Source organism: Mesorhizobium sp. ORM8.1, from assembly GCF_053005525.2.
Genome location: NZ_CM132600.1, coordinates 6,560,518 through 6,573,566, shown reverse-complemented (window position 1 = coordinate 6,573,566; position 13,049 = coordinate 6,560,518). Strand labels below are relative to the sequence as shown.

Here is a 13,049-nt window from a genome sequence, read left to right as displayed (position 1 = left end):
GTTCGATCGTGGACAGCGCAGCGCCAAAGGGCGGCTTCGGCCGCCACCGCAAGATCATGCCGTTCGAACCCGGCTCGATCGAGGCGTTGCGCGAGGCTTCGCGTGAGAAGGCCGCCGCGCTCAACCAGCATGTGCTTGGCTATGGTGAGCAGGCGCAAGCCGAGTGGGCCGCGGTAGGCATAGCCGCGCCCGATCTTCCGGCGATGCGAAAATACCGGCTGCGGCGCATCCGCGCCGAGCTGAAGCGCCGCGGCTATGCCGGCGCCCTGCTCTACGACCCGGTCAACATCCGCTACGCCACCGACTCGACGAACATGCAGCTGTGGGTCGCGCACAACCCGACCCGGCATTGTTTCGTCGCCACCGAAGGGCCTGTGGTGCTGTTCGACTATTTCTCCTGCGAGCATCTGTCCGATCATTCCGGCGTCGTCGACGAGGTACGGCCGGCGGTATCGTGGATGTATCTCTACAGCGGCGAGCTGACCGAGCAGAAGGTCCGCCGCTGGGCCGCCGGCATCGCCGATCTGGTCAGGGAACATGGCGGCAACAGCCGCATCGCCGTCGACCACATCAATCCGGAAGGCGTCGAGGAACTCGCCCGTCTTGGCGTCTCCATCGGCAATGGCGAAGCCGTCATGGAGAACGCGCGGCTGATCAAGTCGCCGGACGAAATCCTGGCCATGCGTCGTTCGATCGTCGCCTGCGAGGCGGCGATGGGCGAGATGGAAGCCGTGCTGAAGCCGGGCATCTCCGAGAACGAATTGTGGGCCGAACTGCATCGCGGCAACATCGCGCGCGGCGGCGAATGGATCGAGACCCGGCTGCTGGCGTCAGGTCCGCGCACCAATCCATGGTTCCAGGAATGCTCCTCGCGGGTGATCGAGAACGGCGACCTTGTCGCTTTCGACACCGACCTGATCGGCCCTTACGGTTTTTGCGCCGACCTTTCACGCACCTGGCTGTGCGGAGACAAGCAACCGTCCAACGAGCAGCGCGACCTGTTCCGCATCGCCGCCGACCAGATCGCGCACAACACCGAGCTGATGCAGCCTGGCGTCTCGTTCCGCGATCTTGTCGAACGCTCCGTCGTGCCGCCGGGTGACTGCTTCCCTACCCGCTACGGCGTGCTTTATCACGGCGTTGGTCTGGCCGACGAATACCCGACGCTGCCGCATGCCAGCGACTGGACAACCGACACGCCGGACGGCGTGCTGGAACCCGGCATGGTGCTGTGCGTGGAAAGCTATATCGGCAGGCTGGGTGGACGCGAGGGTGTCAAGATCGAAGAGCAGATCCTGATCACCGAAACCGGCAACGAGCAGCTTTCAACCTACCCGCTGGATGCGAGGCTGCTCGGCTAATCCGGCCAAGGCCTCGCGCATTGCCCGTACGGTCTTATCCGGCGTCGTCCTGGCGGTGATATAGGGCAGGCCTTTGCGCCGCGCCGCCCAGCCGACGACCACGACCTTGCGCGCCGCCGGCTCGAAACGCTGCGCCAGCGCCCAGCTTTCGCAGTCGATCGCGGCGACATCCGCTTTGCCCTCGGCGACGGCGACGATCGAACCGCGATGGCCGCCGCTTTCGCTGCGCGATGAAAAGATGTCGAGGCTCTCACCCACCGCTAGAAGGTCGCGCGTCAGCGCAATGATGCCGGACATGGAATCGAGACTGTTGAAGGTGAAGCGCTTGCCACGGATGAGATCGAGCGGCAGCGACGCCTTGCCGTCCGCGGGCGAGCGAACCTCCGGCCCCTCGCCTGTCCGCATCACCAGCGCGCTCGAATAGAGTTCGCCCTGCCCGCCCTCATAAGCGTCATAGCTCGGCTGGCCGACCACCTGCACATGGTCGGCCAGGCCGAGCTCCATCGGCCCCCAGCAGGTCTGCGCAAACAGCAGCGCCGGATGCAGCCATAATTTGTGGAAGTCGAGTTCGTCCGGAGGCAATGTCGCCGGGTCCGGAGCAATGATCTTTCCCTCGGCATCGTGGATGCCGCCGGGCACAGCCGGCAGGTCACCGTTGCGACGCACGATCGTCTGCGGCGCTTCGATACCTTTTTGCCGGAAGGCATCGCGCAGCAGCGCCCATTGTGCGTCGACCTCGCCGCGCATTTCGGGCCAGTCATACATCGGCAGAGCCGCAATCAATTCACTCATGCCGACACTCAATCATCATGTCTGGAGAAAGGATCGCAAAAACGCGGCGTCCAATCAGAATTGGCCGACACGGGGTCCCGGGGATGTCCGGGACTACTCCTTGGGCGGCTCGGCCGGCACCGGCGCGCTGCCGAGCCCACTGATGCTGCGCGCCCTGACGCGCGGCTTGAAAGCCCGGCCTGGCTCCGGTGTGCGTCGCAACGCCGGATGCACGATCGGCTCCTTCGCCTTGAAGGCATACGCCTTGAGCAGCGCGAAATAGTTCGGATAGGCATAGCCATTGTTCATCCGCAGCCACTCGTCGCGACGGTCGCGAAACAGCTTCGGCAGCCTGTACCAGGCGACCGTCGGGGTCTTGTGGTGGACGAAGTGCAGATTGTTGTTCAGGAACAGGAACGACAGCGGCGAGCGCTCGACGATCACCGTGCGCCCTTCCGGATGCTCGGACCATTGATGCTCGGCGTAGGTGCGAGATCGAGATCAGCGACTGGCCGAGCCACACCGGCACCAGAAGGTAGAGCCAAAGCGGCATGCCAAAACCGAACTGGACGACCGGCAGCACAAAAGCGAGACCGATCGCATGCAGCAGCCAGGCCTTGCGGATCGCCTTGTCGCCGGCAATCACATGCTTGGCGTCGTCGATAAAGAAGCCGATGCAGGACAGCCACGGGCCGAGCACCAGCCGGCCAATCATCGTGTTGTTGACCTTGAGCAGGAACTTCATCCACGACGGCATTTCCTCGTGCATCCAGAGCGCCTGGTAATAGCTCTCGGGATCGTCGAGCGGATCGGTCAGCCGCTCATCGGCATGATGGCGAAGGTGAATGGTCTTGAAGCGGCGGAAGGGCCAGGTGAGGCCGACCGGCAGGAAAACGAAAGCCTCATTGACCAGGGCGTTGCGCGTCGGATGGCCATGCAGCACTTCGTGCATGATCGATGACTGCAGCGCCAGCGTCAGGGCCATAACGGCCAGCGTGAGGATGGGATAGGATGGCCAAAGGAAAAAGCCGGAGGCGAACCATGTGCCGTAGCAGAAGAGAGCGAGGACCACGGTCGGCCACTCGATGGCCGGCTTGTTGCTTCGACGGATGCTCTTGCCTGCACTGCTTGTCATGCTATCGACCACTGCCCCTCAGTCGCCGGAACCCCAACTGGTTCCTGACAACATAATGTCAGGAGAAACGATTCCACTCAACGCGACAAAGTGCACAAAATGTTGCGATTGCGCATTTTTGGCCGCATATGTTGTACATTGTGAACAACCTTAGGGATTTATTTACGCCTGAGACGTCTTTCTACCTCATCTCGGCGCAAATTTATCCTCCTCGCAGCGGGAGCAAGGCCATGGACAAACGTGACCTGTCGACAATCTTCCGGGAGCGCCTGAAGCTCCTCCTGACACGGTCCGATCTCAACCAGTCAGGGTTCGCGACAGCGGTCGGCATCGACCGCTCGGCGCTATCGCAGCTTTTGTCCGGCGCCTCGACCCGCCTGCCCCGCGCCGAAACGCTGCTCAACATCGCCGCCGAGTTCAAGGTCTCGCTCGACTGGCTGCTTGGCCTCAGCCAGGACGAAGGCGTCACCGGCGAAATCCGCGAGAGCCTGGAGATCGAGGAAGCGCCGGACGGTTTCGACCGCACGCTGCTGGCCAAGTGGTTCGCCGAGGCCGCCGGCACCAAGATCCGCTACGTGCCGGCCGGCATCCCCGATCTTCTGCGCACCCACGCGTTGGTCGACTACGAGGCCAACATCACCAACAGGAGCCGTCTGCAGCAGGCCAGCGAGACGCAATACCGCATCGAGTACAACCGGCGTCCGGAGACCGACATGGAGGTCTGCATGCCGCGCCACACGCTGGAGATCTTCGCGCGCGGTCTCGGCGTCTGGGACCGGTTTCCAGAGGCTGATCGGCGGCAGCAGCTTGATCACATGGCGACGCTGCTTGACGATCTCTACCCGACCTTCCGTCTGTTCCTCTATGACGGCCGCATGCGCTACTCCATCCCGCTGACCATCTTCGGCCCCTTCCGCGCCGCCATCTATGTTGGCGACATGTATGTCGTGCTGAACGCCACGCAGCCGGTCCAGGCACTGACCCAGCATTTCGATAATCTGATCCGTGCCGCCGACATCAACCCCCATGAGGCAGCAAGCTTTGCGCGCAAGCTGGCCGGCATGTCGTTCCCGTCAGGCACTGTCTGACCGCCGCCGTCGCTGCCATGCTGGCAGGACCGGCCCGTGCAAGGGCCGGATGTTCATCGTTTCAGGGAAATCCATGCAAGACAAAGGTCGCATCGTCGTTCCTCCGCAGTCAGGCCGCGCCATACGCGTCAAGCGCGGCGATCTCATCCGCGTCATCGACCCCAAGGGCCAGCAGGTCTCCGACCTCTGGGCCTTCTCGACCGGGGAAAAACTCGACTGGCTGAGCACCTCGCAGACACGCGACATCGTCGAGCGGCTGTTCCCGAAGCCGGGCGATCATTTCTACAGCGCCGCCGGCAAGATCATGCTGACGCTGATCGAGGACGCTTCGCCTGGACCACATGACATGCTCTACCCGGCCTGCGACAGCGCGCTTTACGAGCGGGCCGGCTTGCCGAACCACGCGAACTGCCGCGACAATCTGATGAAGGCTCTTGCCGGCGAAGGTATCGAGTTGCCCTTCGCGCCCGACCCGGTCGATCTGTTCCAGAACTCCCTGCCGCAGCGGGACGGCACGCTCGTGGTCGAGGCCTCGATCAATCCGCCCGGCGGCTATGTCACCGTGCGCGCCGAGCAGGACCTCCTGCTCGTCGTCACCGCTTGCTCGGTCGACCACCACCCGACCAATGGCGATGCCTGCACCGAGATCGAGGTCGAGATCATTCCGGCTGCGTAAAGCAGGCGAATGCGGTTGCAAATTCGTTGACTGGACATAAAGACTTCTTTATATCCTTATTCCAATTCCGGACACGAAAGCTATAGCCATGACCGCGACCAATCCGATCGATGCGCTGCTTGCCGAAAAGGGCGTGCTTCTGGCCGACGGCGCCACCGGCACCAATCTGTTCGCCATGGGTCTGGAAGCCGGCGAAGCGCCGGAGCTGCTCAACGATACCGCGCCGGACACCATCACCAGCCTGCACGAAAATTTCGTCGATGCCGGCGCCGACATCATCCTCACCAACTCCTTCGGCGGCACCCGCCACCGCCTGAAGCTGCATCATGCGCAGGACCGTGTTTTCGAACTGAACAAGCGCGCCGCCGAAATCGCCCGCGATGTCGCCGACAAGGCCGGCCGCAAGGTGATCGTCGCCGGCTCGGTCGGCCCGACGGGCGAGTTGCTGGTGCCGCTCGGCGCCATGACCTATGACGAGGCGGTCGACGCCTTTGTCGAACAGATCGAAGGCCTGAAGGCGGGCGGCGCCGAAGTCGCCTGGATCGAAACCATGTCGGCGCCCGACGAAATCCGCGCTGCCGCCGAAGCCGCGATCCGAGTCGGCCTGCCCTACACCTACACCGGCTCCTTCGACACCGCCGGCCGCACCATGATGGGGCTGCTGCCGAAGGATATCCATGGCGTCGTCGATGGGCTGTCGCAGGCGCCGCTCGGCGTCGGCGCCAATTGCGGCGTCGGTGCTTCCGACATCCTGGCTTCGCTGCTCGACATGACCGAGGCCAAGCCGGAAGCGACCGTCATCGTCAAAGGCAATTGCGGCATTCCCGAATTCCGCGGCACCGAAATCCATTATTCCGGCACGCCGGAATTGATGGCCGACTATGTCAGGCTGGCGGTCGATGGCGGCGCAAGGATCGTCGGCGGCTGCTGCGGCACGTCGTTCGCTCATCTCGCCGCCATGCGCAAGGCGCTGGACGCGCATACCAAGGCTGACCGCCCGACCGTCGAGACGATCGTCGAGCGCATCGGCCCGATGCGCAACAAGGTAGCGACGGCAAATATCGCCGAGACCAGCGAGGCGCGTCGCGAGCGCCGGCGCGGCCGCGCCTGATAGCGGGTTTCTACTTGCTGTTTTCGGCGTAGCGCGACAGCGCGGTGTTGAGATCGGCGCCATTGTCGGCGCTCATCGTCACCAATGCGCCCGACGAACGCGGATCGCTGATCTGCTCCAGCATCGAATGGAAGCGGTCATTGTTCAGCGCCGAGAGCGCCGTGTTGCGGGCCGCGTCGACGTCATTCCTGATGCGCGTGGATTCCGCCGACGGCGCGGCCTCTCTGCGTATCGGCGCGTTCGCCGCCGTTGAATTCGCGTTCCCGGTCGTCGTGATATGCACTGCTATGCCCTCAAACCCTGTCAGCAGTGACTAACAGGGGGTCATTGCGATCAGGTTCCGGAAAAGCCGCGCAATTTAACGATCGCAGAGAGGCCGGCGGGATTCTTCCGCCGGCCTCTCGCTCGATGCAAAAAGCTTTATTTGGCAGCGCCCAGCGATGAAGCCAGCCGTACCAGCGACAGGAACTCGGCCCTGTAGCCGAACGGATCGGCGCCACGCGCCGCGTTGGCGATCTCGGCGATCCGGTCGTAACCGAAATTCGCCGTCTGGTCCTCGTCACGCAGCTTCTGGCCGAAAGCCGCGACAGCAACCGAGAAGCGTTGGTCGGTGCCGGCCTGGTCGAAGGACGCCACCTCGTTGGCGGCCGTCACCGGCGTGGTGATCAGCTTCGAGACATTCTCGTCCGGCAGCTTGTAGCGGATCTTGACGAAGGCATATTCGCCGGCATTGGCAATGCCGCCATTGTCGACCTTGGCCTGGCCGTAGCGCAACGGATCGACCTGCTCGCCGCCGCTGCCTTTCGGCGTGATCTCGTAGATCGCCGTCACCGCATGGCCCGAGCCGATATCGCCGGCGTCGACGCGGTCGTTGTTGAAGTCCTCGCGATTGAGCGCACGGGTCTCGTAGCCGACCAGCCGATACTCCGACACCATAGCGGGGTTGAACTCGACCTGGATCTTGACGTCCTTGGCGATGGTGAACAGCGTCGAGGACGCATCGTCGACCAGCACCTTCTGCGCCTCGGCCAGCGTGTCGATATAAGCGGCCGTGCCGTTGCCGTTCTGGGCGATGGTCTGCATCATCTGGTCGTTGAGGTTGTCGCGGCCGAAGCCGAACACCGACAGGAACACGCCGGTCTTGCGCTCTGTCTCGATGAGACGCTTGAGATCGTCGTCATCGGTCTGGCCGACATTGAAATCGCCATCGGTGGCCAGCATCACCCGGTTGACGCCGTCCTTGACGAAGGATTGTTGGGCAAGCTTGTAGGCCTCGCGAATGCCTTCCTCGCCGGCTGTCGAACCCCCCGGCTCGAGATTGTCGATGGCGGACAAAATCTTCTGCTTGTCCGACGCCTTGGTCGGCATCAACACCGTGCCGGCATTGCCCGCATAGGTGACGATCGAGACGGTGTCGTCGGCCTTGAGCTTGTTGACCAGCAGCCGAAAGGCCGACTTCAGCAGCGGCAGCTTGTCCGGCTCGTCCATCGAGCCTGAGACGTCGATCAGGAAGACCAGATTGGCCTTCGGCTGCTCGGCCGGCTTCACGTCGAAACCTTTGATCGCGACATGCATGAGCTTGGTGTGCTCATTCCACGGCGTCGGCATGACGGTGACCGTCGAGTTGAACGGCGTCTTGGCCGAATCCGGACCCTTCCAGTCATAGGGGAAGTAATTGACCATCTCCTCGACGCGGACCGTATCGGGGTCCGGCAGGGCGCCTTCCTTCAGCGAACGGCGCACGAAGGAATAGGACGCCGTATCGACATCGATCGAGAAGGTCGAGACCGGATCCTGCGCGGTTTCATGCACCGGGTTGGTCTTGAAGGTCTCGATGCGGCTGCGGTTTTCCTCCTGCGGCTGCATCTGGTCGGACGGCATGGGTGCGGGCTCAACCATCAGCTTGGAATTGACCATTGCAGGAGGAGGCGCCGGCGTCGCAGCAGCCTGCCCTGCCGGCGCCTGGTCGGCCCTCGCAGCTTCATCTTGTGATTGTGACTTGAAGTTCATGACCACCCTGGGACGCGACCCGTCCTTGCCGCCGGCCGCAAGCTGACCGCTCTGCAGTGAGGCGGGTGGCGGAGCGGGCAAAGCCTCGGGCGCGACCTCCTGCTTGAGCAGGCTGTCGACTTCCGTCGCCGGCTTGGGTGGCGTTGCCACCTGTGAATTGGCCGGGGCCCCGGCGTCGGTCTTCTTCTCCTTGGCGGGCGCCGCCGCCAGGGGCTCGTTGATCGCCGGCTGCTCCGGCGCGGACTTCTGCGCCGCAGGCTTCGGCGCGACGGGCTTGTCTGCAGTCGTTTCGGTGATCTTGCCGTTGTCGACGATGACCGGCGGCTGCTCTTTCAACATCTCGAAAGCGGCATATCCAGCAATAGGCAGCGCGACCAGCGCGGTGATGGCCGGCGTGGCAATGAGTTTCCGTTGCATGATTTCTCTCCAGAGCTTGTGTGCTCGCTCCGTGAGACGAAGGCCTGTCGCCGATCCTTGGGCGGCAGTTGAAATATTTTCGTCGAGGTCGAAAGCCTGCATGGCGGCAGAGAACGCGCGCGCCTTCGCTTCGCTACCCGGCGCCGGCACTGCGAGATCACGCAGCCTTTCGAGTTCGTTGTCGTCGACCATGGTCACACTTCCCCGGCTGAGCGCATCAGCACTTTCAGCCGTTTCTTCGCTTCATGGATGTGCCAGGAAACAGTCGTCTCCGAGATCGCCATCACCTCCGCCGCCGCCGCGTGATTCAACCCTTCGCCATAGACCAGCAGCACAGCGTCGCGTTGCTTGTCGGGCAGCATCCGCACCGCCGCCCACAACGCCTCGGCCGGGTCCTGGACCTCTGCCGCTCCTTCGCCGGAAATCAGCGCATAGGCGCCATAGGCATCGATCTTGGCGGTGTCGCGGGCGCGCTTGCGCATCATGTCGCGCGCCGCGTTCAGCGTCATGGCATAGAGCCAGGTCGTGAACGCGCCGCTGCCCTGATAGTCGCGGATCGCGCAGCCGAGCCGCACGCAGACGTCCTGGGCGATGTCCTCGGCGTCGGCTTTGCGGCCGCACCAGCGATAGGCGGCACGATAGACAAAGCCATAGTGTCTTTCGAGCAACGTGCCGAAAGCCCCTTTGTCTCCGCCCCTCGCCCGCCCGATCAGTTCGGCATCGGAGGCATCGCTGTCGTCCAGCATCATCGCCATCATTTGCCCGTTGGACGAAGGCTAGTGGCTAATCCTTGGGGCGATGCAAAGATTTTTCTGCGCGTGGCGCCGGCCTAGCCGAGTGTCTCGGCAAAAAACGTCGCCACCCGCTTCCAGTGACGTTCGGCTCCAGCTTCATCGTAGGAGCTGTGGTCGGGCACGCACCAGCCATGACCGGACCCGACATAGTTCTCGATGACGTGGTCGACCTCGGCCACGCGCAACGCCTCCGCCAACCGCGCCGACTGCTCCGGCGGGAAGCTGCGATCGACGCCAGCGACGCCGACATAGAGGCGGGCCCTGATCGACGCCGCCTTGCGGTGCGGACTGTCCGCCGCGTCGCTTGCCAGGTTGCCGCCATGAAAGCTGGCGGCGGCAACGATGCGGTCGGAATAGGTGGCCGCCGCGTTGAGCGCCCGCGCGCCGCCCATGCAATAGCCGACGACACCGATCGGGCCGTCGATGCCTTCCGCGGCGAGCGCATCGAGAAAGGCGGCGCTGTCGCTGATGGTCATCTCCTGCGTCGTGCCGGTCACCAGCGCCATCAACTCGGTCTTTGTCTTCTCCACCGTGAAGGCGGTCTTGGCATCGAACGGCCCATAAGGCGCATTGCGATAGAAGAGATCGGGCACCAGCACGGCATAATTGTCGCTGGCGAGGCGCTCGGCCATCTCGGCAAGCACCGGCCGCGGTCCGAACGCATCCATATAGAGGATGACGCCAGCCTTGGCCGTGGTGGACGGCCGGAAAAGCCCGGCTTTCGCGGTGCCGTCACGGGTCTTGATCTGAAGGTCCTGCTTGGTCATCGCCTGCTCCGTTATGAGATGGGCGATACATATCGGTGCAAATGACGAGGGCAAGACATCAGCTCGGCCGAGCAGTCAACATTTCGTGCAGGCCTGGGCGAGCATCGGCGAGCCTAACTCTCGACGCGCACTGTCCTCGCGCCGACTTGCAGCGCCCGACCGGCGCCGAAGCCCATGACGGCGACGCCAAGCCCGAGCGCCACGAACAGGAAGGCGGTTTCCGAGAAACTGCCGGTCCAGCCGCGGATCAGGCCAACCAGCAGCGGGCCGAACGCGGCAAGCACATAGCCGACGCCTTGCGCCATCCCCGAAAGATGCGCCGCGACATGCGAATCCGGCGAACGCAGCACGATCAGGGTCATGGCCGCCGCGATCAGGCCGCCTTGCCCGATGCCTTGCAGAACCGCCCAGTAAAGCACGGTCGAGACCGGTGCGAACAATATCCCGAGGAAGGCAACGACCGCGATGGTGACGAGCGCGACGTTGATGACGCGCTGGTCCTTCAGCCGCATCGCAATGGATGGCACGCCAAGACAGGTGATGACCTGCGCCATCACCGACACTGACGCGATGGCGCCGGCCGTGGCCGCATCGAAGCCGCGCTCGCGCAGGATCGGCGCCAGCCAGCCGAAGATGCAATAGGCAAGCGCCGACTGCAGGCCCATGAACAGCGTGACCTGCCAGGCCAGGCGGTCACGCCAGAGCCCGACGACGCGAAAGCCGCTATGGCTGGCCTGCCGCCGGCTGCCCAGCGCCTGCGGGATCCAGATCAACAGCACCAGCAGTGTCGGCACCGCCCAGGCCGCGAGCGCGCCGGACCATGAGCCGGTGACGAGGCGCTCGATCGGCAGCGTGAACCCGGACGCGGCGGCCGAGCTGGCGCAAAGGGCCATGGTGTAAAGCCCGGTCATGACAGCAGCGCGATCGGCAAAATCACGCTTCACCAGCCCCGGCAGCAAAACGTTGCCAATGGCGATGGCGCCGCCGGCAACGAAGGTGGCGACAAACAGCAACGGAACGGATACGAACCAGCGCAGGCCCGTCCCCAGCGCCAGCAGCGCAAGCGCGCCAAGCAAGGTGCGCTCGGCCCCATAGCGCTGGGCGAGCTGCGGTGCGAAGGGCGCAAACAGGCCCAGGCACAGCACGGGCAGCGTCGTCAGCAGGCTGGCGCCCGTTGTCGACAGCCCGGTTGCCTGCATCACCTCGGGCAACAGCACCGACAGGCTGGAAAACAGGAAGCGCAGGCTGAAGGCGATCAGCACAAGGCTCGCGCCAAGCACGATGCGCGCGGTGCGGCTGCGCGATTCAGGCGGCAGCGGCTGCGGCACGCTATCGGCCTCGGCATCGATGAGGTCCAGCCCCGCGACCACCTCGGCCTTCGGGTCTGATAGACGAAAAATCTGGTTCATTGGGAAAGTTGGGCAAGCACAGGCGCCATGAAAGCGTGCACAGCGGCGACCGCACCGTCGGGGTCGTTCGCGGCGATGGCCTCGACGATTGCCCCGTGTGCTTGCTGGTCCGGTTCGGGCAATTCGCCATCGATGGTGGCATGGATGGTTTCAGCGATGGCGGCGGTGAAGAAGTCGTAGAGTTCCATCATCGCCTTGTTGCCGGACGCCGCGACGACCGACTTGTGGAAGGCAAGATCGCGCCGGATGAAGGCTTCGCTGCCGCCATCGGCAACGGTGCCGCGCTCGGCAAGCAATCGGCGCATGCGGTCGAGATCGGCGGGCGTGTGGCGGAGGGCGGCCAGGCGTGCCGCTTCGAGGTCGAGCGCGGCCCGCGCCTCCCATTGGTCGCGCAAGCCGGTGCGCTTGACGCGGTCGAGCGCGGCCGAGGAATCGACCGTCGAGCGCAGATACGTGCCAGAACCCTGGCGCGTATCCAGCAACCCTTGCGAGACAAGCACCCGCACCGCTTCACGCACCGTGCCGCGGCTGACCGACAGAAGGTCGGCAAGCGAAGCCTCGTTGGGAATGCGCGCGCCAACGCCCCAACGGCCGCTGAGGATTTCAGCGCGCAGGCTTTGCGTGGCGCTGTCGGTAAGATTGGTGCGGGTGGCGGGTTGCATCGGACTATTCATCAAGTCATCAGATGACTTGATGAATAGTCTTGCTTCCTCCGCCGTCAAGGCGCCTTCCGGGGACGAAGTCGTTTCAAACGGCGCCAGAGCCGTATTGATCAGCCGGAGAGACGCGCAAAGCTGGCCATGTGAAAAGCCTGGACCTCCGGCGGATAGCGATAGGCTGTGCCGTAAGGACAGGCATTGCGGTCAAGGCAACCGCTGCCGCGGCAAGGTCCGCCATTCGCACCCCGCACATACGCCAGGCAGGATTGATGGGCAAAGCCGTCCCGCGAATAGGCGTCGACCGGACAGGATTTCAGGCAAGGTTTATCGAAGCACGCGTCGCAAAGATGGGGAGCCGCATGAGGTTCGTCGAGCGCAAGCTCGTCCTCGAACAGCAATGCGCCGCGATAGGCGTGCCACAGCCCATAGGTCGGATGCATGAGGATGCCGAGCGGTGACGGCTTCAACCCTTCGGCCCGCATCGCCCATTGCTGGAACGGCAAATACGGCCTGTCGGAGGGCGACACGGCGCGCGCGCCGAATTCCGTCGCGACAGCGCCGATCACCTCGCGCGACCACGTATCGAGCGGATTGGCGATCGCCTCCGGCTGCTTTTCCCGCCAACGCAGGAAATGCTGCCAGGGTGCCGCGCCCGCTTGGCCCACCAGCAGGACCGATTTTGCGCGGGCACCCGACGGGCCAATCGGTGGATCCTCGCCACCGGAAAAATTGAAGCCGCCGCGAAGGATCAGACCGTGCGCTGCAAGCACGGCCGGGATCCCGTCGATCCGGCTGCCGGCACGCGTCATCCCTTCTTGTCCGGATCGGAGAATGCGCTCCGCCAGACTTCC

General features: G+C 64.0%; 12 protein-coding genes and 1 pseudogene. 4 read left to right on the top strand and 9 right to left on the bottom strand.

The window, feature by feature from the left end; all coding sequences use genetic code 11:
- Positions 1 to 8 precede the first annotated feature (8 nt).
- Entirely contained in the window at positions 9 to 1,361 is a 1,353-nt protein-coding gene (locus ACVDG8_RS32760; protein ID WP_447252167.1) for a M24 family metallopeptidase, read from the top strand.
- Here the strand turns inward: ACVDG8_RS32760 and ACVDG8_RS32755 are convergent.
- Both ACVDG8_RS32755 and ACVDG8_RS32750 read right to left on the bottom strand, forming a co-directional pair.
- Entirely contained in the window at positions 1,326 to 2,153 is an 828-nt protein-coding gene (locus ACVDG8_RS32755; RefSeq protein WP_447252166.1) for a phosphate/phosphite/phosphonate ABC transporter substrate-binding protein, read from the bottom strand. The two genes, ACVDG8_RS32760 and ACVDG8_RS32755, sit on opposite strands and share 36 nt — an antisense overlap.
- A gap of 93 nt (positions 2,154 to 2,246) precedes the next feature.
- A pseudogene (locus tag ACVDG8_RS32750) lies at positions 2,247 to 3,267 on the bottom strand (fatty acid desaturase).
- 230 nt (positions 3,268 to 3,497) lie between these two features.
- Between ACVDG8_RS32750 and ACVDG8_RS32745 the strand changes: the two are divergent.
- From ACVDG8_RS32745 to bmt, 3 genes are all read left to right on the top strand, one after another.
- On the top strand, positions 3,498 to 4,355 hold the full coding sequence (locus ACVDG8_RS32745; protein WP_447252165.1) for a helix-turn-helix domain-containing protein: 858 nt from the start codon (positions 3,498 to 3,500) through the stop codon (positions 4,353 to 4,355).
- Positions 4,356 to 4,428: 73 nt separating this feature from the next.
- Positions 4,429 to 5,031 carry a DUF1989 domain-containing protein gene (locus ACVDG8_RS32740; RefSeq protein WP_447252164.1) on the top strand — a complete coding sequence of 201 codons (603 nt, stop codon included), beginning with the start codon at positions 4,429 to 4,431 and terminating at the stop codon, positions 5,029 to 5,031.
- An 88-nt stretch (positions 5,032 to 5,119) separates the two neighbouring features.
- Complete coding sequence (gene bmt, locus ACVDG8_RS32735) at positions 5,120 to 6,142, top strand: betaine--homocysteine S-methyltransferase (RefSeq protein ID WP_447252163.1); 1,023 nt, start codon at positions 5,120 to 5,122, stop codon at positions 6,140 to 6,142.
- Positions 6,143 to 6,152: 10 nt separating this feature from the next.
- Here the strand turns inward: bmt and ACVDG8_RS32730 are convergent, their stop codons facing one another.
- From ACVDG8_RS32730 to ACVDG8_RS32700, 7 genes are all read right to left on the bottom strand, one after another.
- Positions 6,153 to 6,425, bottom strand: a complete 273-nt coding sequence (locus tag ACVDG8_RS32730; RefSeq protein WP_447252162.1) for a hypothetical protein — start codon at positions 6,423 to 6,425, stop codon at positions 6,153 to 6,155.
- A 137-nt stretch (positions 6,426 to 6,562) separates the two neighbouring features.
- Positions 6,563 to 8,761 (bottom strand): YfbK domain-containing protein, encoded by a 2,199-nt coding sequence (locus tag ACVDG8_RS32725; RefSeq protein ID WP_447252161.1) that lies wholly within the window; start codon positions 8,759 to 8,761, stop codon positions 6,563 to 6,565.
- 2 nt (positions 8,762 to 8,763) lie between these two features.
- Positions 8,764 to 9,324: an RNA polymerase sigma factor gene (locus ACVDG8_RS32720; protein ID WP_447252160.1), complete on the bottom strand. Its 561-nt coding sequence runs from the start codon at positions 9,322 to 9,324 to the stop codon at positions 8,764 to 8,766.
- 74 nt (positions 9,325 to 9,398) lie between these two features.
- Complete coding sequence (locus ACVDG8_RS32715; protein ID WP_447252159.1) at positions 9,399 to 10,130, bottom strand: dienelactone hydrolase family protein; 732 nt, start codon at positions 10,128 to 10,130, stop codon at positions 9,399 to 9,401.
- Between the two features lie 113 nt (positions 10,131 to 10,243).
- A complete protein-coding gene (locus ACVDG8_RS32710; protein ID WP_447252158.1) occupies positions 10,244 to 11,539 on the bottom strand; it encodes a CynX/NimT family MFS transporter in 1,296 nt (431 codons plus the stop codon).
- Positions 11,536 to 12,201, bottom strand: a complete 666-nt coding sequence (locus ACVDG8_RS32705) for a FadR/GntR family transcriptional regulator (protein WP_447252157.1) — start codon at positions 12,199 to 12,201, stop codon at positions 11,536 to 11,538. Before ACVDG8_RS32705 ends, ACVDG8_RS32710 begins: the two co-directional genes overlap by 4 nt.
- Before the next feature lie 110 nt (positions 12,202 to 12,311).
- Complete coding sequence (locus ACVDG8_RS32700) at positions 12,312 to 13,007, bottom strand: hypothetical protein (protein ID WP_447252156.1); 696 nt, start codon at positions 13,005 to 13,007, stop codon at positions 12,312 to 12,314.
- Positions 13,008 to 13,049 lie beyond the last annotated feature (42 nt).

Excerpts from the sequence above, each read along its gene's own strand:
- ACVDG8_RS32755 (WP_447252166.1), bottom strand. The coding sequence starts at position 2,153 with ATGAGTGAATTGATTGCGGCTCTGCCGATGTATGACTGGCCCGAAATG.
- ACVDG8_RS32745 (WP_447252165.1), top strand. The coding sequence starts at position 3,498 with ATGGACAAACGTGACCTGTCGACAATCTTCCGGGAGCGCCTGAAGCTC.
- ACVDG8_RS32740 (WP_447252164.1), top strand. The coding sequence starts at position 4,429 with ATGCAAGACAAAGGTCGCATCGTCGTTCCTCCGCAGTCAGGCCGCGCC.
- bmt (WP_447252163.1), top strand. The coding sequence starts at position 5,120 with ATGACCGCGACCAATCCGATCGATGCGCTGCTTGCCGAAAAGGGCGTG.
- ACVDG8_RS32725 (WP_447252161.1), bottom strand. The coding sequence starts at position 8,761 with ATGGTCGACGACAACGAACTCGAAAGGCTGCGTGATCTCGCAGTGCCG.
- ACVDG8_RS32720 (WP_447252160.1), bottom strand. The coding sequence starts at position 9,324 with ATGGCGATGATGCTGGACGACAGCGATGCCTCCGATGCCGAACTGATC.
- ACVDG8_RS32715 (WP_447252159.1), bottom strand. The coding sequence starts at position 10,130 with ATGACCAAGCAGGACCTTCAGATCAAGACCCGTGACGGCACCGCGAAA.
- ACVDG8_RS32710 (WP_447252158.1), bottom strand. The coding sequence starts at position 11,539 with ATGAACCAGATTTTTCGTCTATCAGACCCGAAGGCCGAGGTGGTCGCG.
- ACVDG8_RS32705 (WP_447252157.1), bottom strand. The coding sequence starts at position 12,201 with ATGCAACCCGCCACCCGCACCAATCTTACCGACAGCGCCACGCAAAGC.
- ACVDG8_RS32700 (WP_447252156.1), bottom strand. The coding sequence starts at position 13,007 with ATGACGCGTGCCGGCAGCCGGATCGACGGGATCCCGGCCGTGCTTGCA.